This is a genomic window from Teretinema zuelzerae, from assembly GCF_021021555.1.
GTDB classification, from domain to species: Bacteria; Spirochaetota; Spirochaetia; order Treponematales; family Treponemataceae; genus Teretinema; species Teretinema zuelzerae.
On the sequence record NZ_JAINWA010000001.1, the window covers coordinates 1565219 to 1590623 of the forward strand.

Consider the following 25405-nt stretch of genomic DNA (forward strand, 5'->3'; position numbering starts at 1 on the left):
TGAGTATCCCTGGACTCATACAGAAGGAGGAAAGAGACAGAAACAACAACCATTGATCCGAAGAGAACGAAAGAGAGCTGAACTCAAACGTACATTTGGAGAAATGATGAACGAAAAGCGTCTTGAGAGAAAACACATGATTTTGTGCCAGATTGCATTCTTACTGGTACTTGGTGCCGGACTATATGCGCAAAGTACCGTTGTGATTCCAGGTGAGGTGCAGACTACCCTCGAAGAGGTTCGTAATGCATTTACTGGAGATCTTGCCCGTATTCTCGTTGGTATTTTCTTTGCCGGAAGTTGTATTGCATATGCGTACAACAAAGACAATGAAAAGATGAAAGCGAAAATGATTGCGGTTATGATCGGCTCTGGACTTCTTGCGTTATCACAGTCAATTGTTGATAACGTGATGAAAATGGGCTCCTAACATGACTGTTCGGGATTATTCTGTTACGGTGCACAGGTCACTTATGCAGCGTGACCTTGTACTGGGTATTCCCTCGATGGGGATGCTCATTCTATTGCTGTTAGGTGTATTTACTATGTATATCCTAAAGCAATACTACTTTGGTGTCATAATTGCCGCTTTGTACATTGCAATGCGAATAATGACAAAAAAAGATCCCTATCTTATCGACATTCTCATCGAACACGTCAATCAAAAGGACTATCTGGTGCCATGAACACCCTTGTGAGCCATTCCATTATCGGAATGGCTCACAGTAGTCCGCATTAGAGAGCGAAAAAGGAAAAAGGAGATACGCAATCATATGGCACAAAATGGAATACCTACAAATGCAGATTATTGGAGCCGTCACTTACCATGGCGATATCTATCGAGTAGCGTAGAAGGAGTCGTTGTTCAGAAAGACGGACTTCTCCAGCGTAGTTTTGCCTTTCGAGGACCCGACCTTGAGTCCTCTGCCGCCTTTTATATCAATGATCTTTCTCTTCATTTGAGCAATTCAGTGAAACGTCTTGGTTCTGGTTGGGCTATTCAAATGGAAGTTCAACGGTTTTCAACACAAGAATACCCCGGAGGAAAGTTTACGAATCTCGCTCCGTATCTAATTGATAAAGAACGAGAAGAAGCTTTTCGATCTTTCGGAAAGCACTTTGAATCTTCATACTATTTAACCTTCACATATCGGCCTCCGAGAGAAATCACAAAAAAAGCAACAAATCTCTTTTATACTGAAACTGGACACAGTAACTCTCTTGAAGAAGACATTTCCTATTTTGAAACCACTACAGATGATATCGTTGGAATCCTCGCAACTAAAATACTCATCGCTCCTTTGAGTGATTCTCAGACCTGTGAATATCTTCATTCAACTATATCTAATAATAGGCATTCCTTAACTCTGCCCGATAATCCTTTTTTTATTGATCGACTTCTTCCGGATGAAGTCCTTGATATTGGGCTTACTATGAAATTAGGGGAGAACTATATACCAGTAATTGGTATTGTCGATTTTCCTCAGAGTACGTATCCGGCTATATTCGACAAGCTCAATAAGGCAAAATTGGAGTATCGATGGAGCACACGATATATCTGTCTTGATAAAGAGGAAGCGATAAAGAAGACTGAAAAAGCTCAACAAAACCATCGTGGTAATCAGGTTGGTTGGTTCCAATCCTTTATTGCTTCTGCAACAAAGGAGCCACCAAAGCAAATAAACGGTGGCGCGATTGTGAAGGAAGAAGACGCTGCTGCCGCTCAGATTGCTCTTGATACAGATGAAGTCTCTCTTGGCCTGTATACCTCAAATATAATGGTATGGGATACAGATTTAAAAAAAGCACATAAGAAGGCTCAAGAAGTCAAAAAACTGGTTCAGAGTGTTGGTTTTGTAGCAAAGGAAGAGACCTTTAATGCATTCGAAGCATGGAAATCTATGATGCCAGGGGATGTTGTTAGTAATATCCGCTCCCTTCCGGTTGTATCAAGTAATTTTAGTCATGTAGTACCTTTGTCTGCAATCTGGGCAGGAATGATTGAAAATGAACATGCAGGTAATGTAAGCGGAATTGATCTACCTCATGTTACTTGCTCGACTCAAGATGGGACTCCCTTTTTTCTTAGCTTAAATCCTCGTGATGTTGGCCATACAATCATACTTGGACCGACAGGAGCTGGAAAATCAACGCTTCTTAACCTTCTAGAATTACAGTTCTTCAAATATACTGACAGCCAGGTAATCGTACTTGATAAAGGACGATCTGCCAGACAGCCAACCATGGCCTTCGGTGGTCGCTACTATGAGCCGGGAACGAATGGTGTGTGTTTTCAACCGTTAGCACACCTTGAAACAATTCTTGATCGTACCTGGGCAACTGAATGGATTGAGTCTCTAGTAGAAATTCAAGGAGTAACAGTCACTCCTTCGATGAGTAGTGCTATTACCGATGCAATTGAACGAATGGCCAGTATTCCAAAGTCGAAGCGAACGATTACTACTTTTTGTCAAAGTGTTAACTATCTTGATCCTGAAACTAAACAACCGTTACTACGCGAAACATTACGTCCGTATCAACTTGGCGGTAAGTATGGAGCAATATTTGATGCTTCCTCCACTTCAATCTCCCTTGATAGCCGGTATATTACACTTGAAATGGAATATCTCATGCAAATGGGAGAATCGTGTGTAGCTCCAGCTATATCATATATTTTCCATTACATAGAAAGCCTCTTTACTGGCCGTCTTACGTTGCTTGTCCTTGATGAAGCATGGCTTTTTCTTCGTCATCCAATATTCAGAGCAAAGATCGAAGAGTGGCTCAAAACACTCCGAAAGAAGAATGTTTTTGTTGTATTTGCTACACAGGATGTTGCTGATGCAGTTAATTCGTCCTTGTGTTCAACGATCATACAACAGTGCCATACAAAGATTTTCCTTGCAGATCCGGAGGCTGAAACACCGGCCATGCATCATGCCTATTCTACCTTTGGTCTTACTGATGCAGAAATCAGCTCTCTTTCTCATGGGATAATGAAACAAGACTACTTATACACCTCAACGATGGGAAGTAGAAAGTTTCAGCTTGATCTGAAGCGTGATAGCATTACACTCGCACTTATAGGAACTCCAGATCATGAACTTCTTGATAAGCTTGTCGCTGAACATGGAGACGAGAGTGGATACGAATATGCTGCTGATATCTTGAAGGCAAAAGGACTCGATTATTCACGGTACATGAAGGAGAGTGCGTAAATGAAGAATACGGTATTAAGAGTAGTACATGGCGTGTGCCTGTTGGTATTTTTCTGTAGTCCTCTGAGAGCAAATGCGCCAGTAATCGATATGGCACATATTCTTGAAACAGTTCATAACGGATATCAAATGTACCAGTCTGTATTGAACTCGATAAAGCAGGTTGAGTACGCCTATGTAACCACTCAGGCACAATTGAAGCAATTACAGCAATTGGATATGAGCGAGATTAAGTCATTTAGCGATGCTGTCTCTTATGTTGATAAACAAATTGATTTTGTGAGAAAGACAGAGAATCGGTTTAAAGCAATCAGTGTTGAAGTCGGTGGGAAGAAAGTCCCGATAAGTCAATTCTATAGACTCCCAGGCGAAGCAATTGACATGGTTGAAAATGATATGACCTCAGATATGAGTGATTGGGAAAAAGCAAGAGCGTGGAGTCACTATGGTCTTAATCCTGCTAACTATGCATATGCGGTTGCATGGAAAGGCAGAATTAATGAGGCAGCAAAGCAAATGACTGTTATCGGAGATGTAATCGAAGAAAACAATAAGGTTGCTGCACAGGAGATGGATGCAATAATGAAAGAAGCAGAGAAATCTGAAAGTAATCTGGCTGTCTTACAATCCCTGACTGCGCTCATGCAAATACTTATTGGCCAACAAATGGAAGCGAACCGTATTAACGCGTTAAATGTTCGTTATCAGGCTGATAAAGATATCGCAGCTGATATGCCTGTTCAACAAAAAGGTCGCTTTTCAAAAGATTGGATCGAATAAATAAGTTAAAGAGGATTGAGCCGTCAGTTTAGACGGCTGGATAGAATCAAAAATGATAAATTGTAGAAGGATCAGTCTTCCAGAAACCTTTTTCAAATGAATATAACTGAATAGAATTTTTATTGACAGTTGCAACGATAATATTTCCCAGAACATTTGTCAAAGAAATACCGGTACAACCAACCGGTAAAGTCAAATTAGCAGAGGGATCAGACTTCCAGGAACCTTTTTCAAAGGAATAGAAACGAACAGTATTTTCATTAACAGTTGCGACAACAATATTTCCTAGAACACTTGTCAAAGAAACATCGGAACAACCAACCGGTAAAGTCAAATTAACAGAGGGATCAGACTTCCAAGAATCTTTTTCAAAGGAAAAGAAACGAACAATGTTTCCATCAACGGTTGCGACAACAATATTTCCTAGAACACTTGTCAAAGAAACATCGGAACAACCAACCGGTAAAGTCAAATTAGCAGAGGGATCAGACTTCCAAGAATCCTTTTCAAAGGAAAAGAAACGAACAATGTTTCCATCAACGGTTGCGACAACAATATTTCCTAGAACACTTGTCAAAGAAACATCGGAACAACCAACCGGTAAAGTCAAATTAGCAGAGGGATCAGACTTCCAAGAATCCTTTTCAAAGGAAAAGAAGCGAACAATTTCATCATTAACAGTTGCAACTAGTTCTGTACTAATAAAAAGAGGTGTTGAGTAATTTTCTGTAAAACTCATATATCCAGTAAGAATAAATATCAGAAGCATAAATATTTTTTTCATCTACATCTCCTTACTAAAAAGTATAACACTTCTAGACACTGAAAAACAAGGTAAGTTAAGGATTCCCTTAATTAAATATAACTATAGAACAGGAGTTATCGGATGCAAAAGCACAAAAGGCACAGGAGGACAAATGGAACCAAAATGGCTTGATGCCCCATTCTTTACCTTGTTAGAGGACTTTTCCAGTCTTCAAGGGTATTTCATGGGACAAGCGATGTTTATTGCAAAAATTATCCTAACACTTAATCTTGGGTTTATCGCGATTAAGTATATTGCTAAAGGTGAAGGATTATCAGAGCAGTTAATCAAGACATTCACATCTGTGATTTTCTTCTTAATTTTCATTAATGCTTATCCCTTAATGATTCAAGGTATAAACAGAATTATCTATGCCTGGAGTTATGGTTCAAGCTACGGGAAGGTTGCCGCGATGATCCAGAAAACTACTTCTGATGGCGAGGCAACTGAGTTCTGGGAAAAGAAAGCAAACGACCCTGATGCATATTCAGACATCATTAAAGTATTGGAAGAAGAAACTGGGAAAGGTAATGTCGCAAAAAAGTATGTGCTTGATATCTTTGATAAAGGCTCTGATAAACGTCCGGGTATGTTCATAAGACCAAACGCGGTTATGCGCCTACTGATGCTTACCTTTGAAAATATCTGGAGCAAAGCACTTGTTTGCTTAAGTGTAAGTGTGGTTCCACCAAAAGGTCCTGATATCGGAGGTTTTACATTACTTGCACTTGCTTCACTTGCGGTTCTTCTTGGTGGAATATTCTGTTCCATTCAATATTTCATTGGTGCAATTGAATTTACACTTATCACAAGTGTTGGATGTATTATGCTTCCCTTCATGCTCTGGGATGGAACAAAGTTCCTTACAGAGAAACTGGTGGGAGCAATAGTCGGTCAGGCGTTAAAACTTCTCTTTGTAACCCTTACGTTCATGCTCGCAATAAATGGGTTTCTTGCGCTCATGGTTCGACCCTTTGATAACTTCATCGACCAGACGATCTATACGCTATTCACCATCTTCCTTCATTGGCTTCTTTGCCAAAACGGCCCCGCCCTTGCGACAGCTCTGTTGACCGGTACGCCTCAATTATCAATGGCTGAAGGTCTTCGGACTGCTGCCTCTATGGCAGGAGCCGCCGCAGCCGGTGGAGCTGCCGTTAAGGGTGCAGCTTCTGCTGGAGTCAAAACCGCTGTACAAGGGAAAGCAGCGGTTGATCAGGCTGTTGGTGCTGGAAAGGCTGCCGCCGCTGATGGGAAAGGAAAGCTTGGCTCAATTGCAGCAGGTGCGCGCTCGATGGGTGATTCTGCCAAAGAGTCTGTGAAGTCCGGTGTTCATGGACTTGCAAAAAGTCTTACGAATGGTAAAGGAGGAGGCGGAAGTAATAGTGGCGGCGGAAATCGATTCTCATCTCTTGAGGCTCGGAACAAACCAAAAGAAGATGGGAATCGGAAAACAAGCGGTGAATTTGCTCAGGAGAATAAAGCAAAAGGAGCGGAACGATATGCACAACATAAGCAAGAAACTAAAAATGCTGAATCTTCTGCATGGAAAGCACAAATAGGCGGAATGCAAAAACCTGTTCAGCAAGATACCAAAAAGTATGACGGTGGAACTCCGTTAGGACAACAATCCCCACAACGTACTACACCACCTACACCACCTACACCACCATCTGGAGGAAATAATGGCAAGTCATCATAAGAAAGTAATCTACACAGAATTTGATATTGATAACCCTATGAAGCGAAATGAAAAACTATACTGCGATTTAGTGGCTCGGGAGAGTAAAGGCAAAAAAGAGTGGCTTATTATAGCGATAGTGGAACTCGCTGTGATCATTGTTCTTGCAGTGTCACTGTCATGGGCAATGACACTACCGAAGAAGATCCCGGTTGTAATTACTGTTCTACCATGGGGCGAAGCAAAATATGTAGGGGATGTATCCAGCTATTCCTATCAAACGATGAACATCCCTGAAAGCGCATATATCTACCAGGTGGAAACATTCCTCCAAAACTTACGTACGCTTCCCACCGATGGAGAAGTTCTCACTTCAAATATCAGCTCCCTCTATAACATCATTACTCCTTCCTGTGCAGATCGAATGACCCCTGCAATCCGTGAGGATAATCCCTTCGCAGATATTGGATTCAAGAAGCGAGTAGTAACAATAGAATCGACAATACGGGTATCAGGTAGTACCTATCAAGTTGATTTTATTGAAACTGTAACCGGACGGGGAGCGGGAACTAAACGTTTCCGCGCATTGGTTACGACAACCCGGAAGACGCCGCCCAAGAAAGCAGAAAAACTCAATCCACTAGGTATTTACATCGAAGAATACAATCTCACTGAAATCACTCGCATACAAGGAGCACAGTAATGTACAAAAGACATGAGATCCGCGCCATTTTTTTACTCGCTATCAGTATTATTCTGGGAGTTTCCTGTAAAACAATGGACATGGAGCCGAGAAACGAAGTTGTCAAAGACAAACTTGTTGAAATGGAAGAAAAGAGCGAAGAAGAAGTTGCAGTTGAAGAACTGAAAGCCTCCATCGATGTTCAAAATCAAATAGTCTATGTTGATCGCCCTGTGTATATTCCGACTCCTGAGCCAGCGGTAAAACGGACTACCGGTCTTGATTCAGTCAAACAATCTACTGAAGAGGGAACTATCAAACCAACTGAGTACTCACACGCAGCGAGAATCTATGATTATGATCCAGATCAGGTGTATGAAGTATATTGTCAGATACTACGCACAACAGATATACACCTACAGCCCGGTGAGATAGTCATCGATAGTCCATTTGTTTCAGATACCGAGCGATGGATTATTGGTGCAGGTGTTAATCAGCAGAACAATGTTGTCGTTCAACATATCTATGTTAAACCGAAACAGGCCGGACTTGATGCCACACTCATCATAAATACAAATATGAGAGTATACCATGTGGTTTTAAGAAGTTATTCAAACGTGTATATGCCTATTGTGAAATGGAAATATCACAATCAAGGGATGCCACAGATCTTTGCTAAAGACATAACCAAAGAAATTCAAGTAGCAACAGAAATGGATACAATAGATCCACGCTTTCTATCATTCGACTACAAGATTACTTTCAATGTTTTCAAGAAACCTCGATGGATTCCAACAAGAGTCTATGATGATGGAAAGAAGACCTATATAACCTTCGGTGAAGAAGTCTTACAGATGGAATTACCAGGGATCTTTGAAAATAAGGCCGACGTGGTAAATTATCGCCCACAGGGGAATTTGATTGTCATTGATAAGCTTATCGAGCGTGTGACAGTCAAGTACAAAAAAGAGCGAATTACAATCGAGAAGAAAAAGGGGTAAGTAATGAGTCAATATGACGAGGAAACCGGCCTTGTTCTTTCGGATGAAGATGAAATTGCACGAGAAGCAGCGCTGGAAGAAGAAAAAGGTACCGAAGATGTTTCTTCAGAAAAAGATGGTGCTTCAGTTGAGCCGAAAACAGTTGTTCCGAGGATTAACAAAAAACTCATTTTGTTGTTGGCCGGTGGGCTTGCTTCCCTCATCGTTGTTGTTTCGATTATCTCCCCTTCTGAGAGCAAAAAAAAGAAGAAGATGGAAGACGGCGTCGCTTCTGAATTGAATGTCCCTGACTTTTCTGTGCAACCTAAGCCCTACGAGGAACGTACGGAAATACGCAATTCGTCTCCTCCGGCCATTCAGGAAGAGAGTCCGGTGTATATACCTCCCACTCAGCAAACGAAAAAGTCACAACCGACAGGTGGTGGAAGACCGGCTCAAGTAGATGAAAGTGCGTTGAATGCCTATGGATCTGCAATTATACCAGTGGTTCAAGGAAGACTTCTCGGCCAAGAAACTCAAGGAGCGTATAGGGGAAATTCTCAAGGACAAGACCCGTTAATGCAAACCATCTCTGCTTTTGGTTCTGTTCCCATGGGTCAGGACGAATATACGGCACATCGGATCGCGGCTCTTGGGGGAATTGGCTCCTCTGGCGGCACAGGAAGTGGAGAATCGATGGGATACCGTGAACAGAATATGCAAGACGACAAGCAATCGTTTTATAGTTCTGGCCGAGAGGATGAGGCAACGGGGTATTTTATCGGAAATGATACTCTGTGGAATGGATCAATAATTCCTGGTGTTCTTATTACCGGTATAAACACTGACCTTCCGGGTGATATTCAGGCACGAGTAACTGAAAACATCTATGATTCACTGACAGGCAAGAAACTTCTCATCCCTCAAGGAAGCATACTGATTGCATCGTATAATTCTTCTGTTTCTTTTGCACAAAGCCGTGTTCAGATAGCCTGGAACACGTTAATCCGGCCGGATGGATTTCAGGTTTCACTTGGGAATATGAATGGCGTAGATGATAAAGGATATTCAGGAACCAAAGGCAAGGTTGATGAGCATCTTTTCCAGTACGTGAAAGCGATGGGGATTATTTCAGCATTTACATTGGTTAATGGTGAGTTTGCTGCAACTATGGCTACTACTCAAAATGAGACAGCACAGAATCTCATAGCTGCAAACCAGAATGTCATTAACCAACTGGGAGCCAAAATTATTGATCGAACAATGAATATTCAACCGACACTTACGGTGAAAAGCGGAACAAAGATCAATATTATGCTTAATAAAAATATTCGCCTTCCACCTGTTTCATCTCCACCTGTTACATCTGTATATAAAAGATGATGCGTAAAGGCCGCTGATACAGGCGGTCTTCTGTATTCTAGTAACGACAATCACATATTTCCTTCTATTATCCTCACCTTTTTTTGATTTCTCTTTAGAAACACAGAATATAAAGAGTCTTCACTCTTTATACATACATGTTTGAACAAAAGGAGTTCACCGTATGCGACACTCAAAACCTAACGCTTTTCTAGCTTTTGTGGTACTCATTTCTTTTCTGATGGTACTCATTTCTTTTCTGACTGCTTCGTGTAGTTTGTTTTTATCGAATGATAAAGACGAGAGCGTTACTGTCAAATCGTTAGCTTTTTCAAAAACTACACTCTCTCTGGGTATTGGTGGAATTGAGTACTTAACTCTTTCCATAAATCCGACTGAAGCAAAGAGTAATGCGCGAATAGAGTACACATATGATGAATCAGTCATCAAAGTTGATGGAGACTCTTCGGGTGCAACCGTTTCAGGTCTTCGAAATGGAAATACGGTGCTCATCGCAAAAGCAAATGGTCAGGCGGCCGCCTGCGTCATTGGTGTGTCTGGTATTGATCCGATTACCGAGAACGCTCCCTATATATCCACAACCATGCCAGTGGTTGAAATGGAAGCAGGAACCACAAAGAAAATACTGGTATCTTTATCAAAGGGTTCATCCGCTGAGATGTCACAATTTTCTTGGAGTATTGATAAGTCCAGTATTGCTACAGTAGAGGCTTCCGGACAGAATGGAATTATCAGTGCGAAAACAAATGGGGTCGCGCGAATTACTGTCTCTCATCCGTCAAGCACCTATCCACTAGAACTACTTGTATTCGTCAAGCCGGAGAATGAAAAAGCGATATACCTTACAACAAGCCAGAATATTATCTCGCTTGCTCACAATGGAGCAGACCGAAAAGTCTCTGTCTCCCTTGTCAATGGGGATGGAGCAGATCAAAATAGTTTTACCTGGGAAGTGCTTGATTCGGAAGAAAGTGCTCCTGGCACTATCTCGCTAACTGCAAATGGTGCTAATGCAGAAATATCCCCACGAGCTGATGGACGGGCAACAGTCAGGGTGAGCCACCCTCGAGCCCTTTATCCTCTTGATATAAAAGTCCGTGTTGTTACCATTATTGAGAATGTGTATATCGATGTTATTGAGAGTAAGGTTACCGTAAATGGTTCAACTCCTGCAAACTTGTCGGTTTCGTTAAAGGGCTCTACTCGTGTTAATGAACTCGATCCTTCTCAATTTCAATGGACGATTGATGATTCGTCTATTTGTGATTTTGCTTCTTATCATAATGAAGTTGTCTTGAATGGCAAAAAGAATGGAATAGCAAAGCTCACGGTATCTCATCCGGCCGCGAAATATCCGCGAGAAATCATGATTTTTGTGGAGAATCAAGCAGATGGCGCAGTGCATTCTGGTGCGTTTATTACGACGAGTCAGAATTATATCCGGACAAAACTAGGACTCGAGGAAAGCGAACTCCTTGTTTCTCTTGTTGGTGGTGAAGCCGGAGATGAGAAAAATTTTGTTTGGTCAGTTGATAATCCTGATATCATTTCTCTTCGTACAACAAATGGAACAACTGGAGTTTGGGGACGTACCGCCTCTATCATTACGCAGCGAGCAAATGGAACTGCCTTTATTGAACCTAAAAAAGAAGGTTCTGCTGTTATCTATATCACGCATCCAAAGGCTTTGACCCCTACAGAGGTATTGGTAAAGGTTTTCCCTTCATACGCCTCCTTTGAAGAACCCCTTGTCATCAAGGGTCAGTCACTCCTGGGACTTGTTCGTGGAACGTCTCAGAAACTTGCAGTGACCCTTCAAGGTAATGTGACAATAAATGATGAATCGTCTCTTGACTGGTCAAGTGCAGATTCAAATATTGTAACTGTTGCAGGTGCAGGGAAAGAACAGCTGGTAACAGCCGTCGGAAATGGACAAACCTTTATAACTATAACTAATCCTCGGGCTGATAATCCGAAAAAGATTCTCTGTTATGTTGCAGAAACTGCTGAAGAACTGGAGGCTATGCAGGTTCTCTACTCAGAGAAAACATACTACAATCTAATCGCTGGAAAATCAGATCAACTGTATTTAATGACACGGAATCTTTCGCCGGAAGAACTTACTGCCATTCAATGGAGTTCCAGTAATTCTTCTGTTGCAACTGTTACACCCAGTGATAAAAATACAGTATCTACGATAACTGGTGTTTCAAGTGGAACAGCGATTATAACCGCTTCACTAGCTGGATTACAGTCAGTACGATTCACTGTTACCGTATACCCAGTTGGGACTGATTTATCGGTACTGCCACCTTCAATATTCTTTACCACAGCTCAGAATGTTGTGCAGTTTCCATCGATCAATACGGATAAGGTCGTTTCTGTAACGCCAGTAAATCTTCCTCTTTCAGACTATTCTGGAATATCTTGGATCTCTGATTCTCCTTCCATTGTAGAAGTCATTCCGAACGGAAATACTGCAACTATTACATCAAAAAGCAAGGGTACAGCGGTCATCTCGATATCACATCCAAAGGCTGACAATGTACTTAAAATCACAGTACGTATTGGTGATGAATATATTATCGTAAATCCAAAAGATCCCTTTATTAGTACAAGTAAGGATGTTGTTGGTCTTATTTCTGGGTCTCAGGGGGAGCAGATCACTGCTAAACTTGAAAATGGGGCTGATACAACGTTATTCTCATGGGAAATCGATGATCCCTCTATTGCAGCGATAAGCCCTCTTGGAAACAAATGCTACATTGTTCCAAAAGTTCCCGGCCAAGCACGTCTTATCGTTCGTCATGCTAATTCCACCTATGATAAAAATGTCCTTATTTTGGTTGGGAACACTCAAGCAGATATTGATGGACTTTCCTATCTTACTACAACACAAAACGTTGTTCGGATGGTAACCGGTACTCAACAAACCGTAAGTGTTCGTTTATCAGGTACATCTGAAACAAGTGCTGCGGATTATGCTTGGACTTCTGACAACCCCTCTATCCTGCAAATCGTTGATAATGGTGGAACTGCGGTATTATCAGGAATCAGTGCGGGTGTCGCTCGTGTTACAGTGAAGCACGCCTCCTGTGTTTATCCGCTTGATATTACTGTAATTATATCAAATACACTCCAAGACGCAGCCTCAAGTCCTTACATCACATCAAGCCAAAACATTCTTTCCGTTACCAAGGGAGGATCTTCTAAAACGCTTTCAGTGACACTCGCTGGTGGAAGTGAATCGGATAACCAACATTTTGTGTGGACGGTTGATCGTGGAGATCTTATTCAGCTTACCTCGAATGGTCAAAGCGCAGTCGTGAAAGGTATTTCCGCTGGAGAGTGCCGTCTTACTGTCACTCATCCAAAATCGACATATCCATTCCCCTTGGTGGTAATTGTTGATGAAGCGGCCCCATCTTCAAACCTCTATATAAACCCTTCGCTTCCAATTGTATCAATGAAACCTGCTGATTCAGCACAAACTGTCACAGCTACCTTAGTTGGCGGTACAGCTGAAGATAAATATGGCTTTGTATGGAGCGCGGATAACTATAATGTTATAGACCTTACCTATTCTGCAAATACAGCGGTCATAACGCCCCGACAAGAAGGAAAAGCTGAAATAACTATCTCGCATCCAAAATCTCCGTATGATGGGAAGATAATTGTCAGGGTCACCGAATATTCTCAATTTGCTTTTTCTCAGTCATCAATGACGATTGCTGAAGGTACGACTCAATTTGTTGCAATGCAGGTTCCGGCTATCGAAGGAGAGTATTCCGGTAGAGTTACCTATGCAACTGACAACTCAAAGATTGTAACAATCACTGGCACTAATAAGGTCGCTCAGGTAACTGCTCTTGCAACTGGAACAGCGATTGTTACTGCTACAAGCCCTTCCGGAGCTAAAAGCGACTTAATGATTTATGTTAAGAAAGCTACTGAGATGACAGCTCCTTATATTACGTCTCAAACCAATGTCCTTGCGATGAAAATTACTGATTCTCAGAGATCTGTGAGTGCTTCGATTGTCGGAGAGGGAATCTCGACTCCAGACCAGTATAATCTACAATGGAAAATTACTGATCCATCTATTGCAAGTCTTATAGGCACCTCTGGATCAAATATCATCGTTAAGCCGTTAAAAGCCGGTGAAACGTCCATACGGATTTCTCACCCGAAGACATCAACTATCTATACCATACATGTACAGGTAGAAGGATCAAATGCTGGAATCTCGCTAAACAAGAACTATATAGCAACAGAGACCGGTAAAACGGTTGAAATATCTGCAAATATAGATCTTGGTACAAGCGAGGACTATAAAGCTATTACATGGAGCGCTGATAAGGTCGGTGGTGCTGAGATCGTGTCAATTCTCGGAAGCGGGAAAACAGTCGCCCTTTATGCCTTATCTACCGGAAAAACCACGGTTACGGCCGAGTTCAAGGGAAAAACAGCTAAATGTGATGTGTTGATAGCTGCATCAAGGCAATTCAGTTTTGATACCCAGTCAATGCGTCTACAACCTGGTCAAAAGAAGACTTTCAAGTATGTCTTGATTCCTGAGGATGCTTCGATAAATTGGATGACCAATTCAAATGATTTTGTAACGTACGCTGTTGATACGAGCTCAAAAACAGTGACCGTTACAGGCCTTTCCGAAGGAGTTACAAAACTTTCCGGAACAGCGAACAGTATGAGCGCAAGTATCAATATTACTTGTGCTTGGGATTATAAGCTGAGCATAAATAAGACGCTTATTAAGACTGAACCAAAATATGATTCATCAAACCCACAATTGTACATAATTAGTTATGAGGTAAACCCTGCTGATGCTCGCATTGATTTGCTCATTGATAATGATATTGCAACATATACCATTGATAAGACTAAACGGGAGATTTACATACGTCCAACAAAGGAAGGAACCGCTAATTTCTCGGTTTCAGCAACAAATGTGTATAATAATTACAAATTCGGAACACAGACCTGTAGCCTAAATTTCGGATATAGCCGCCTTACAGTAAAACCAGTGATAATCTCCAAGCAAGGATCGTATTCAAGGTATAACGCTGAAGGTGGTATGTTGGTCTTAGGTGATGGAGAAGATGTATCAGTCTCTTTGTCCGTTGTAGAAGAGAACGCTTCATACTCAATTAGCAATGTGCAATATGTTAATGCAACTTCATCTCCGACTCCAATAGTGCTAAGTCAACCGTCAACAGGACTGTGGAATGTCAAGCATACGGTAGATTACATTATTTATGAACGGCTTGTTACTCATGATACATATTTCAAAAAAGATAATGACCGGCTAACAGTAAGATGGGAACATGCAGTGTATAATGGTGATAACCAATACTGGTATGCTTCATTCGGAAATAACTTGTATTTTGTTCGCTATAAAGATGATGGCGGGACTCATACTGGGTATAATGCCTATATTTCACCAAATCTTCCGAACGGAAACGGTAACTCAAGCTGGACTCCAATTACAACATGGTCTCCAACTTTTGTTAGGCAAGAGCGTTCTACTCCGTTACGAATGTCTGAATCTGACTATAAAGCCAATACAGATTATTATTGGCCAGAACATGAACAAAGATATTCGTATAAAAGTTGGGGAAGTTGGTATGATCATCATGGAACCTGGTCTGCATGGGATATAAATGAAGCTGCAAAAGTACCATCACTTGATAAGTCGATTATCAGCACAGTAACAGCCGGGTATATTAATGGAACGGTTGTACGGCCAAGCGGAAATCAAGCCTTCCAGATTCCGATTGTTGTAGAGACAAGAAAGTGTACTAAATAGTAAGTACTACCTTATAAGGCCGTCCCAACAGGACGGCCTTTTTTGTAACCGTAATACGCAAATTACTTAGTTCAGAATTATAATTCTGAGTTAAATATGTAATTTCATGTCTTAATTTCGATTTTTGTATTATTATCTGCTGAACATTTGCTTAACCTGCATTGCGTACATTGGCGCACTTTTTGCCGAGGAGCAAAGCGACGACTAGCAAAAAGTGTGACAATAGCAATGTCAGGTTGAAGCAGTTGTTCGACGATATTATTGGCCTATTATATAGTTTCACATCCTTATAAATTCAGATATCCAATAAATCTTACAATTGATAGACCACATATATACACTTTATTAATCGTGAAAAAATATTGGTCTGAGTTAGAGCTTATTTTCTGTCTTCAATTGCTTTTTCAATCCAGTCTGCAAGATTTTCTTTTATATCATTATAAGCGTCTGTACTTTTAGGATTATAACATTCTACATAATCAGATAATTTTTTACCACTATTACAAGTAAATTGTTCAAAAGGGTTTGTTCCCTTATAGCAAGTTCCTGTTTTTGGGTCTTTCAAATTATGTATGTAAATACCAACAAGCCCTCTTTTTTCATTCCAAGCTTTTACAATTTCATGTTTAACCCACGGTCTTTTATAAGTATCTTCACCTATAAGAACAACTACACAACTTTTTCCATCCATATTTTCATCAATCCATTTTTCAATTGCTTTATCCCCACCTTTCTTTACTGTTTCCCAGTCATTCTTCGAGACAGGTTCATCTCCATCAATAGCACCCATGTTCCTAATTTGTTGAACTCTAAAAACATCGTTGTCGTAATGAAAACTGTAAAAAACTCTTCTTTTTGTTGCCATATAAATGCTCCTTTTTGTGTTCTATTGCCTTGAATTCAATGTATTGATTATTTTTAAAACGGTTTTAATTATCACTGAGTTATCAATAGTAGTATCACCAAGTAGTTTGAAATCGTCAAGTAAATATTCATGATTAGGAAAGAAATCCTTAAATGAAGCAATAATTTGATCCCAAAGGCATTTTGACACAAATCCTGTGGCTCCAATAGGAATTAATAAGAGTCCATTCTCAAAAGCAATGTTGAACTCATCAATTACTCCAGTTGCTTCTTCAAGAACTCCGGTAGTTTTGTTCTTTCTGTTTCCAAAAACAAAAATTGCAATACCAGCTAAGGGTATAAATCTTTTTCGATATTCGACCCATAATTCTTTTAAGTTTTTTCCGTGAGTTTCAAATTGAGGGAAAGGTCTCATAATTAAGTAATTGTCCATGTTTTGATTTCTTTCACTTTCCATATTATCTAAAACCCCGTTAATTACAGCACTACCAACACCCCAGCCAAAGCCTGTCAGAATCTTGTATGAATTATTTGAAAGAGACTTGCTAAGGTCATGTAGAAGTTCTACAGCTCTTTTTTCACCAAAACTTCCATAATTTTCAGCGCTACCTGATATTAAAATTGTTGTCCGTAAAAATCTAGATTCTACTTCCTTAAGAATTGTAGTTATTTCGGGATATTCATTTATCCATAATGGATTTAATCCGTATTTTTTTAAGGAGTTCGCTCTAAGTTCTTGCCTTCTCTGCAATCTTGTATCCGTTTCTTTTTTTATGAAATAATAGTCTGGTTTTATATTCTGGCCTAATGTTGTTCTTATACGACTAATTAAGTAGTCAAGATTGGGATCAGTAAAACTGAATCCGATAAATAAAAATGTTCTAGAAACATAGTCACTTTTAAATGCATTACTAAACAATTCTCTTTTTTATTATAATCTTCATACTCATGTTTTGTTAGAACTGTTTCAGATACAGTTTCAATATCTCCATGCATTTTGTATATAATTGCATCTCGCTTTGGTAGATTTACTGTCAAATCTGATTGTGCTTTTTTAATATCAGGTGTTTTACCCTGTTCTAATAATGCGTTTTCAATTAGTCTATCATAATTGGTGGTCCAATATATTTGAATTGGAAGTCTAGCTAGAATCCGATGATTATCAGAGACTGACATTTTTGTTTTACCATATTCTTCGACAAGTATTTGGTCTAGTTCTCCCCTAACTCCTCCATGATCGTCAACAAAAAATTGAGCCAATGAAGTTAAATCATGTTGCTCATCATTAATGTCAAGCCCAAGCTTATCAGCAACTGGTTTTAATAGTTTTTTCCAATCGAAAAAACCTTGAGATACCGACATTCCTGATCCAATAAACGCTACAGCATTTTTTTCTTTCAACGCTTTTACATAGTTATTTATAAACGATTCAATATCCCTATCTAATTTCATTCTATTACTCCTTCATTTAATACAAATTTTCTATAATCTATTGAGCATAAAGCGGAAAACAAAATAGGTGTAATTTTTTCATCTCATTGCGCCGCAGGCGTCCGTCGAACAACTATTTGGCTGTTCTCAATAAATAATATGTTTATGTTAAACAACAAGATAATATGATAAATATAGATTGAAAAAATAAGATTGATAGAAACTACGAATCTAACAATTCTCGTATGTAGCTTGTCTGGAGTGATAGATTCACAGTTGCTTGTTTGTCCATGTAGAATCTTCTTGTGTACATGAAAAGAATCAATATTATCTTGTTTTAGGACATTAATATGGTTTTGATAAAATATGTTAAAAGAAACTAGTAAAGAACCACAAAAAATCATTAGTTAATGAATAGTTATTACATATAGTATCCTCAAGTAAATCTTTGTTGTGAATTCATACACTTCAAAGGGTTTTCTACTGATCAGTATAACATGATCTAAAAAAATGTCACTGATTTTATTTTATATAGTTATTCTTTGTGTTGACTTAAACCTAAGTTCTTCATTTTGATCTTTGAATTTCCACTATTTAGAATATTTCTAATGCCTTATTAGTCTTATTACTGATATCCAGAAGATTCGATCTTCTTTTTTTCAACTATTCGGAGTATGTATTAGTTAACAAGTGTGCTTTCTTAGGATTCTTACTCCCTATAAGAAAAGTAGGGTTTAATTTAACACTGCCTTTTTGAAAAACCAGATTGTTTTCATCCTTGTTGATTGAGTGAATTCTATTGCATGAACAACAAGGGTATCGTATTTTGGCACATTGTGGGTATTATTGTAATTCTTACTTCTGTAATAGGTATTTGAGTGATATTCAAGTGGTTCGTAAGTGTTATCAACAAGAAAGGCCAGTACCTATGTACTGGCCTTTATATGATAGTACCTACATTAAAGTTGGGTGATCAAAGATTCTCCAAAGTGATGTTTATACACTATTTTTTGGTATAAGTAAGAATGATTGGATATTTAAGCTGATTATACTCATCTCTTTCTGGCGATTCTGAGAAGTATACCTCCTTTGCTGTTATGCTTTTTTTCTGCCTGAGATATGATTCATTACCAGGAAGTCTGTCTTCGGGAATAATATCATTATCTGAGAATCCTCTTGTCGTTTGAAGAGTTATTTCAGTATCTGAAAATGTGTATGTACCAGAATATGAAGATATGGAGACTGTATCATCGACATATTGTAGAATAACACTTTGTTCAAAGGTTCCGTCATCGTTTACAGTCATCACGTGCTCTACAAGTTTAATTGCGACTGGCATAAAATATGAGTTTGTATATCCAGATTTATATACATATGTACTCATCCATGTTCCTACATACGGATTTTCTTGTGAAGAGCGACTTTGAAATTTCTTACACCCAATGTTTAAGAGGGAAAGACATATGAGTAATAGCACAAGAGGTCTGTTTCTCATAATTGCAGCTCCGCATCGGTTTTACTTCGTTGTTGACTCAGGCTAATTGTCTTAATCTTGATAGGTGGTACCCCTTCAACATCTTTCGCATTATAGAAAAATCGTGACTTACCATTATCAGAGATAACCAAGGGCTCTTTTACAGCCTCTTTTAGTTTTAATCCGGCCTTCAATATATCGGAAAGCTCTAAGAATCGTGGATCATGAGAATTGCTCATCCCCATAACATGCTGAGCTTTTTTTGCGGCCAAACCAACAAACTTCTCCCCTGTAACCGGGTTGTATGGCTCATATCTAGATCTGCTTTCACTCACCTTTTGCCTGATTTTTTCTCCGTCACGTGCTTGTTGTCCAATTTCACTCATGGTATTTTGACAAATCACGCTCGCTTTATTCCCAAGCTCGAAAATTCTGGTATAACACTTCTCATCATAAGATCGTTTGAGATCTTCCTCAAGGTTCTTCTGAAATGCCTCCATCGTGTCTTTCGTAGTTTCAAATCGAGCACCGAGAGATGTTGCCGCTAGATACTTACCAAGATATTTATCTGGTGTTGTTTCATTACACTCGACAATAATTTCAGGATTCTTGTTCTGTTCTGGTAATTTTGGAAGTTTTTCCTGATTATATACAGACGATTTAGGATAATAGCGATAGACATTCTGATGTTTGGTTGCAACATCAAATGTTGTAAGATTTATCCCTACAGAACCTTTCTTAATACCTGCCCCATGCCGTTTTGCCTGTTCGTAGGTAATAAGCTCGTAGTCTTTTCCTCCTGCTTCCTGTGTCATAATTTGCGCAATGATTTGATTCATTCCACGAAACGCTCTTCCTGTTTCTGCAGAACGGATTGCTTGTGGTACAAGTGTTATGGAAGCATTCTTAGCCGGTTGACCAAGGAAGGGGGCGGAACTTGACTTAAGCGAAGCAAGAATCCGTTCTGTGTGTAGCTGATTATACGACTTTTTAGGTTCTTCTATCGCTTCTTTAACTTCAGTCTGTTGAGGGTTTTTCAGGTCTTTCTGTATTTCGAGGTATCTCTCTCTTTCAGCGAGCGCTTTATTGAATAAGTAATTTCCTTGTTCTATACCATCGAGACTGAAGTTTTTTTGACTAGAAAACTATCAAGTCCGTGTATAGACGAAAGTGGCGTACCCTGTTCATGGTCTATATCAGAAACAAATGCTGCATATAAAACGTCATCTGCTGATAATACATATTCTTTCTGGCTGACAAAGCCTGACTCATCATGAGCTAGCGGCCCCGCCATAACCGAAGTAATGTCTTGTAATGATTTCCCTTCGGGAAACAAGGGTTCAGCAGGGTCAATACCGATGCTTACATAAAAATGCTTTCTGTCCTGCTCATTGGTTAACACAAAAGACTCCAATGAATTTGCTTCTTTTCTGTTATCTTCCATCGTTCTTCCTCCATTTCCTCTTGAATATTCTTGTTGTGATTCTTGTACAAAACCACTGTTGACAAGCTCAGATTTACGTATTATATTTTTACTGTAAGCGACTGAATTGGACTTAACTCGCATTTGGAGCGTAAAGGTCAATTCAGTCGCTTTTTCTTTGTCGTTTACATATCGTAAAAGACCATCCTGTGCCCATCGTTCAATTCCCGCTTCATTTTTCCCATAGAGCGAAGTGATCCAGTTTGCCTCTACTTGGTGGTCTGCATTTTTATGTCGGAATGAAATAATAACGGGCTCGCCGTTTTTATCTTGAATGTCATACACCCCCACCAGTGAAGCTCCATCTCTCGACGCAAACACGTAATATGGGTTTGCAAGCTCCTTGAAGACCCTCTTAATGATATTTTTATCCAGTCCATCGGAATGCCCATGTTGGAACCGTTGGCCAGGCTGTACCGGCTCCAGATACAACGCACGTGCAATTTTATCGCGGTACATAGCTATTTTTGTGTCAGGTAACCCATTTACTGTAAGGGCGAAAGGTGTCTTTTCTGTGATAGTGATAAACACATTTGGTTTACCTATATCCGCTCGTGAGATACCCTCAAGAGCTGCAAAAAGTCCAGCGGTAATGTCCGTTCGGAAGAGGTTCTCATTACGTTCTTTTCCGTTATATTCTTCCAAAACTTTTGATGCTACAGACTCATCCGTTGTTTGTGTAATTACAGTTAGTCCTTCAAGCGCGAAAGTCGCATCGGTCGTTGTTCGCTCCTTTACCTCTGCTTGTGACATAAACGAGAAATAAGAGCCTCTATAATGATGGAGGTCAAATTCTTCTGATGTGGCTCCGGCAATATAGAAGTCCATGAAACACCCTTCTTTCATGTGCTCTTTGATAGCAGTGCATAAAAGGGTGTCCTGAGCAAGTTCATCTGAAAGAATTGGAAATGCCCATAGTGCACCTGTTTGAACGCTTATAGTCTGAAATTGTCTCGCCATGTCATTGGAAGAGACGGTTTCAAACCATTCTTTTGAGTAATACCGTATGCCTCCAATTCGAGCATCGGCACTGGTAAATGCTACAGGAACCCAGTCCGTATTATTCCATCTATCATTTTCATTGATTTTTTCGGCTATATCGCGCAATACCATCGGATTAATGATTTTCTCTTGAGTAAACTCCGGTAATCGTGTTTTTAGTAGTGGATCACGCCCCTGAGTCTTAACATGAATGGTATCCCAGGTATTCGATTCGTATAATCCAAAAGAATCATGGTCAAGAATAATATGACCAAGTAAAAGAGGCCGCCCATCTGTCCCGATCAATGTTGATTCAAGGTCTTTGGTGATTGCTTCATCTTGTGGTGTTTGAGACACATTCCCTGAAGGATGATTATGGACAAATACAATTTTAGTATTTGTTCGTACAGCATAGTCTTTAACGTGCTCTCCCAGTTCACTAGTGAGTGAAAAAAGAGCCACTTTTGTGGGTAAATAGCTGGAAATCGCTAACTGGTCAGTGATAACCCCATCAGGGGTGACGAAAAGCACACGGAATGTTTCAAATCGTTTATCGCGATAAATATGTAATGCTTGGTGAAGTTGCTCCCATCCTTCACGGGTAATTTTTCCATCTTGACCGGTTGCCACCTGAGCGCCTTGAATATCAAAATACCGTGCTTTTTGAAATCTCTAAAGGCTGTCCATAATCCGCTTTTTGTTCCCTTGAGAATCCCCTTGGTATATTTTCTTTGCGCTGCCTTTACCTCTCGAATATGCTCCCTCGTTATCGTGGGATCTCCTTCGATTATTTCAGTAACACTTCTCCCTTCTTCCTCTCTTGCGCACTATATTCTGCCGCCTTTTCAAATAACTCTAGCTGAGTAAACGTACCCGTCAGTAGAGAATGTTCCTTTTCTTCCTTTTTTCTTTCCTCTTCCTTCTTCTCAAGTTCCATCAACTTGAGGGTAAGTCGCATACCTTCTTTATCGATTTCTTGTAGGCTTGAATGTAGTTGCGTTTCCTTTTCACGATACGCTCTTAGGCTTTCGCTTTCTGGAGTAAAATCATATCGAACGGCATTGTATCTTTCAGCAAGTTCCTTTTTTTGTCCTTCGAGGTTGCGTGCTAGTTCTTCAGCACCGCCTGATTCACTTTGCAATAATAGCTTCCTATCAATGGCTCCTATTTCTGTACTGATTCTTTTCAATTCCTGCTCGAAAAGAATTCTGCGTTCTTCATTTATTTTTTCAGTTATACTTCTCGCTTCTTTCTCAAGTCTGTTTTTTTCCACGGCCAGGCTATAGATCTCTTTTTGAAGCTCTTCGATAGTGACTTCCTGAGGAATAGCAGGAATAGCTTTGCTCGTAGTATTTTCCAGAACAAGACCGGACTTACTCACCTCTTGCTGTTTACTTGTATAACGCTCTCTATACTGCTCTAAAGTCTATTAACCAAAGGTTCTATATTTTCTTTGAAAGGAAGATATTTCACACTACCGGGCTTCGCTATTTTTCATTGATTTTGTTTATAGAGTCTATCGAAAAGTTGTCAACCACCTCTTGTTCACGAATATGCGTGATCTGTGCATACTCTTCTATCGCACGGGCAAAACACTCACACGTTCTGCTCCAATATGCGCCTTTTACATCTATCATCTGTCCACGGAATTCCACCGCAATTTGGTTTTCAAGAGTTCCTGGAATATCGGAAGCGTGCCATGCATTTAGTTCTTTGCCGGACAAATGATCCATAAAGTGCGCATATTCGTGAATTGCCGTCAGGCTTGCTTCGGCTTCACCTCCAGCAAAGGAAATACCGATTGCCCGATAGTACGGGGTAAAAAGACCGATATACTTTGAAGCGTGCATCTTTGTGTTTCCTGCATGGCTTACTTTTAGCCCCCATGCTTGTGAAACATCAGAGATATTTCCAAATACTGAATGAACTCGATCAAGAGCTATTTTAGCTCCTCAATCTCCTTTTTGGATATATTCTCACCGTTCTGTCGTTTAACCCGTATGCCATACGTTTGCAGCAACGAATCATCAAGATTTGTATCCCCATACGAGGTTTCCCGACCCTTAGTCCAGGTCGATTCCCAGTCGGCCTTCTGTAGCTCCATATCGAGTATTTTCTGGTTAACATCATCAAGGCATTCACGGTGCATTCTAAATATGCCGCCCCGATTTAATGTTCCTCCATACGCGTTATTCATGTCTTGAATGAAATAAAAGGCTTCTACCCCCATTCGTCCGCTTTTAGTGCTCTTTAAGGAAACCCTGGATGGTTTATGTTCTATATGCGGGTATCTATGGGTGTACGTGTTACTTATTGAACGTGCATCAAATCTACCAGGGATTATTGGTATATCTTTTTCTCTTATTGCAGGGTATTCATTTATTCCCTCTTTTAACGCTTTTGCACGTGACTCTTCGTTTAGCTTTGCGACTGCTACGAAGGCGGCACGGTCAAACTCAAGATGATAATTGACCAAGGCGGCATATACATCAAGCGAGACTTTATAGATACGTGGATTATGGAGTTTGCCATTCTCATCACGCCGTAATTCATCGGATTCACGAAGTAAATACACATTATCACGTACCTTGTACGCAGGAATGTCATAGTTGGTATTTCTTCGTATGTGTACTGGTGGAAGATAGGAAGGGTATTCTTCTTCCAGTATTGTTTTCCGGTTTGCAAGGTAAACTTTATCCGGTTCTACTCCCGTGTAATCAATAAAACCATCAGCTCCGACTGAAGGGATATATTTATAAGTATTGCTTGAAGCTTGTCTAAAGTCAGAATCGCTCATTGTATTTTTGCTCCATCGAACAGTTGTTAAAAGAATGATTGCTCAGGTGGATAAAAAAATAATTAGCTTCATATGAAGCTAATTATTTAAATTGTTACATTTCTTACAGTGAAAGCCCTTGTTGATGTTCTTGTTGTCTAGTTCGTGCGACTGTTCGCACTTTATCATTTTCAAGATTCATACCTCGGGAGATAAAACGATCTTTTGCAACTTCTGCGTGATATAAGGTTGTAAGAAGTGTAGCTCCGTGTGTTTTAATTGAAGCATCCTTCATGGCAAGTAGTGGAGCCTGTGGAATAAAATTCCTTTGAATTCTTGAGTCATACGATAACGTGAAAGTTCTTGAGCGATAAGCCGTGCTTTTTCATCCGTTATCTTCTGTTCTGCACTACTACTTACCTTATCAAGTATTTCGGGAAACCGATTTGTCTTGGTATTCTCTACAACTGTTTTAATCTTTTCTTGAACCAGTGCTCGATCAAGTGTTAAGCCTGATTCTCGTATTAAAGAATACTCTTTCAGTTGTTCAATATTGTACATGTAGTAGTATTTCTGTTTCGGATGTTTTCGTCGAATGCTTTTCCAGTTGAAGGATGTACATCAGTTGCATGAGCGTAACGGTTTACATAGGCAATGGGTGTTGGTTCCATTCCTGGGCGAACACGTAATTTCAGATTATTGACTTCGCTTTCTGATAACCATCTGGATTCTTTGAAGCCTTGCTCAGCAGCACTCATTTCGAGCATGAGTGCATTAACGCCTTTAAATATAACTCCGGAAGTTGGATTGTACGCTATATCACGTTCAATCTTTCCTTCTTTGAGCCATGGTGCTTTTCCGGTTAATGTAAGATTTTGATAAGTTCGTTCAAATTTTTTATAGAACAGTTCGTCAGTGATCTGCCGTTCTCTGATACTCATAGACACCTCTCTGATGAGGAAATCAATCAATGCTCACGAATAATGTTTCGTAAGAAAAACGAGTGATTGATTCTGTCGTTGAGTTCAGCTTGTAGTTAG

The 25405-nt window shown here is 39.9% G+C and carries 20 protein-coding genes and 1 pseudogene; 9 read left to right on the forward strand and 12 right to left on the reverse strand.

The genetic code is table 11. The features are described from left to right. The first annotated feature begins 103 nt into the window (after positions 1–103). The 4 genes from K7J14_RS06890 (at position 104) to K7J14_RS06900 (ending at position 3998) form a co-directional block, all read left to right on the forward strand. Positions 104–430: a TrbC/VirB2 family protein gene (locus tag K7J14_RS06890; protein WP_230754666.1), complete on the forward strand. Its 327-nt coding sequence runs from the start codon at positions 104–106 to the stop codon at positions 428–430. A 1-nt stretch (position 431) separates the two neighbouring features. Beyond that, entirely contained in the window at positions 432–686 is a 255-nt protein-coding gene (locus tag K7J14_RS16360) for a VirB3 family type IV secretion system protein (RefSeq protein WP_408033964.1), read from the forward strand. 87 nt (positions 687–773) lie between these two features. Next, on the forward strand, positions 774–3218 hold the full coding sequence (locus K7J14_RS06895; protein ID WP_230754668.1) for a TraG/VirB4 family ATPase: 2445 nt from the start codon (positions 774–776) through the stop codon (positions 3216–3218). Beyond that, complete coding sequence (locus K7J14_RS06900) at positions 3219–3998, forward strand: hypothetical protein (protein WP_230754670.1); 780 nt, start codon at positions 3219–3221, stop codon at positions 3996–3998. 46 nt (positions 3999–4044) lie between these two features. On the opposite strand, the gene K7J14_RS06905 is transcribed toward K7J14_RS06900, so the two are convergent. Beyond that, complete coding sequence (locus K7J14_RS06905; RefSeq protein WP_230754672.1) at positions 4045–4782, reverse strand: hypothetical protein; 738 nt, start codon at positions 4780–4782, stop codon at positions 4045–4047. A 133-nt stretch (positions 4783–4915) separates the two neighbouring features. Between K7J14_RS06905 and K7J14_RS06910 the strand changes: the two genes are divergently transcribed. The 5 genes from K7J14_RS06910 to K7J14_RS06930 all read left to right on the forward strand — a co-directional run bounded on the left by K7J14_RS06910 (position 4916) and on the right by K7J14_RS06930 (position 15356). Then, on the forward strand, positions 4916–6505 hold the full coding sequence (locus K7J14_RS06910) for a type IV secretion system protein (protein WP_230754674.1): 1590 nt from the start codon (positions 4916–4918) through the stop codon (positions 6503–6505). Next, entirely contained in the window at positions 6489–7187 is a 699-nt protein-coding gene (locus tag K7J14_RS06915; RefSeq protein ID WP_230754676.1) for a type IV secretion system protein, read from the forward strand. The genes K7J14_RS06910 and K7J14_RS06915 overlap by 17 nt, the downstream gene beginning before the upstream one ends. Then, entirely contained in the window at positions 7187–8167 is a 981-nt protein-coding gene (locus K7J14_RS06920) for a TrbG/VirB9 family P-type conjugative transfer protein (protein WP_230754678.1), read from the forward strand. Before K7J14_RS06915 ends, K7J14_RS06920 begins: the two co-directional genes overlap by 1 nt. A gap of 3 nt (positions 8168–8170) precedes the next feature. Beyond that, a complete protein-coding gene (locus K7J14_RS06925; RefSeq protein ID WP_230754680.1) occupies positions 8171–9529 on the forward strand; it encodes a TrbI/VirB10 family protein in 1359 nt (452 codons plus the stop codon). A gap of 163 nt (positions 9530–9692) precedes the next feature. After that, on the forward strand, positions 9693–15356 hold the full coding sequence (locus K7J14_RS06930; protein WP_230754682.1) for an Ig-like domain-containing protein: 5664 nt from the start codon (positions 9693–9695) through the stop codon (positions 15354–15356). Positions 15357–15735: 379 nt separating this feature from the next. On the opposite strand, the gene K7J14_RS06935 is transcribed toward K7J14_RS06930, so the two are convergent. The 11 genes and pseudogenes from K7J14_RS06935 to K7J14_RS06985 all read right to left on the reverse strand — a co-directional run bounded on the left by K7J14_RS06935 (position 15736) and on the right by K7J14_RS06985 (position 25306). After that, complete coding sequence (locus tag K7J14_RS06935) at positions 15736–16221, reverse strand: TIR domain-containing protein (RefSeq protein WP_230754684.1); 486 nt, start codon at positions 16219–16221, stop codon at positions 15736–15738. A 21-nt stretch (positions 16222–16242) separates the two neighbouring features. Then, a complete protein-coding gene (locus tag K7J14_RS06940; protein WP_408033977.1) occupies positions 16243–16971 on the reverse strand; it encodes a hypothetical protein in 729 nt (242 codons plus the stop codon). 6 nt (positions 16972–16977) lie between these two features. Next, positions 16978–17672, reverse strand: a pseudogene (locus K7J14_RS06945) (SIR2 family protein); the annotation flags it as partial. A 982-nt stretch (positions 17673–18654) separates the two neighbouring features. Continuing rightward, positions 18655–19035 carry a hypothetical protein gene (locus K7J14_RS06950; protein ID WP_230751987.1) on the reverse strand — a complete coding sequence of 127 codons (381 nt, stop codon included), beginning with the start codon at positions 19033–19035 and terminating at the stop codon, positions 18655–18657. Positions 19036–19142: 107 nt separating this feature from the next. Next, a complete protein-coding gene (locus tag K7J14_RS06955; protein WP_330165591.1) occupies positions 19143–20237 on the reverse strand; it encodes an ArdC family protein in 1095 nt (364 codons plus the stop codon). After that, positions 20234–22219 (reverse strand): MuF-C-terminal domain-containing protein, encoded by a 1986-nt coding sequence (locus tag K7J14_RS06960; protein ID WP_230754691.1) that lies wholly within the window; start codon positions 22217–22219, stop codon positions 20234–20236. Before K7J14_RS06960 ends, K7J14_RS06955 begins: the two co-directional genes overlap by 4 nt. A 157-nt stretch (positions 22220–22376) precedes the next feature. Beyond that, complete coding sequence (locus K7J14_RS06965) at positions 22377–22970, reverse strand: hypothetical protein (RefSeq protein WP_230754693.1); 594 nt, start codon at positions 22968–22970, stop codon at positions 22377–22379. A 106-nt stretch (positions 22971–23076) separates the two neighbouring features. Next, positions 23077–23439, reverse strand: a complete 363-nt coding sequence (locus tag K7J14_RS06970) for a hypothetical protein (RefSeq protein ID WP_230754695.1) — start codon at positions 23437–23439, stop codon at positions 23077–23079. Between the two features lie 89 nt (positions 23440–23528). Continuing rightward, a complete protein-coding gene (locus K7J14_RS06975) occupies positions 23529–24386 on the reverse strand; it encodes a hypothetical protein (RefSeq protein WP_230754697.1) in 858 nt (285 codons plus the stop codon). A 270-nt stretch (positions 24387–24656) separates the two neighbouring features. Then, on the reverse strand, positions 24657–24926 hold the full coding sequence (locus K7J14_RS06980) for a hypothetical protein (protein WP_230754699.1): 270 nt from the start codon (positions 24924–24926) through the stop codon (positions 24657–24659). Next, positions 24905–25306, reverse strand: a complete 402-nt coding sequence (locus tag K7J14_RS06985; protein ID WP_230754701.1) for an ArdC-like ssDNA-binding domain-containing protein — start codon at positions 25304–25306, stop codon at positions 24905–24907. Before K7J14_RS06985 ends, K7J14_RS06980 begins: the two co-directional genes overlap by 22 nt. Between the last annotated feature and the right edge of the window lie 99 nt (positions 25307–25405).

Coding starts and splice junctions, on each gene's coding strand:
- K7J14_RS16360 (WP_408033964.1), top strand. CDS start 432: ATGACTGTTCGGGATTATTCTGTTACGGTGCACAGGTCACTTATGCAG.
- K7J14_RS06930 (WP_230754682.1), top strand. CDS start 9,693: ATGCGACACTCAAAACCTAACGCTTTTCTAGCTTTTGTGGTACTCATT.
- K7J14_RS06910 (WP_230754674.1), top strand. CDS start 4,916: ATGGAACCAAAATGGCTTGATGCCCCATTCTTTACCTTGTTAGAGGAC.
- K7J14_RS06920 (WP_230754678.1), top strand. CDS start 7,187: ATGTACAAAAGACATGAGATCCGCGCCATTTTTTTACTCGCTATCAGT.
- K7J14_RS06890 (WP_230754666.1), top strand. CDS start 104: ATGATGAACGAAAAGCGTCTTGAGAGAAAACACATGATTTTGTGCCAG.
- K7J14_RS06975 (WP_230754697.1), bottom strand. CDS start 24,386: ATGAGCGATTCTGACTTTAGACAAGCTTCAAGCAATACTTATAAATAT.
- K7J14_RS06970 (WP_230754695.1), bottom strand. CDS start 23,439: ATGCACGCTTCAAAGTATATCGGTCTTTTTACCCCGTACTATCGGGCA.
- K7J14_RS06925 (WP_230754680.1), top strand. CDS start 8,171: ATGAGTCAATATGACGAGGAAACCGGCCTTGTTCTTTCGGATGAAGAT.
- K7J14_RS06895 (WP_230754668.1), top strand. CDS start 774: ATGGCACAAAATGGAATACCTACAAATGCAGATTATTGGAGCCGTCAC.
- K7J14_RS06985 (WP_230754701.1), bottom strand. CDS start 25,306: ATGAGTATCAGAGAACGGCAGATCACTGACGAACTGTTCTATAAAAAA.
- K7J14_RS06980 (WP_230754699.1), bottom strand. CDS start 24,926: ATGTACAATATTGAACAACTGAAAGAGTATTCTTTAATACGAGAATCA.
- K7J14_RS06935 (WP_230754684.1), bottom strand. CDS start 16,221: ATGGCAACAAAAAGAAGAGTTTTTTACAGTTTTCATTACGACAACGAT.
- K7J14_RS06900 (WP_230754670.1), top strand. CDS start 3,219: ATGAAGAATACGGTATTAAGAGTAGTACATGGCGTGTGCCTGTTGGTA.
- K7J14_RS06950 (WP_230751987.1), bottom strand. CDS start 19,035: ATGAGTACATATGTATATAAATCTGGATATACAAACTCATATTTTATG.
- K7J14_RS06915 (WP_230754676.1), top strand. CDS start 6,489: ATGGCAAGTCATCATAAGAAAGTAATCTACACAGAATTTGATATTGAT.
- K7J14_RS06905 (WP_230754672.1), bottom strand. CDS start 4,782: ATGAAAAAAATATTTATGCTTCTGATATTTATTCTTACTGGATATATG.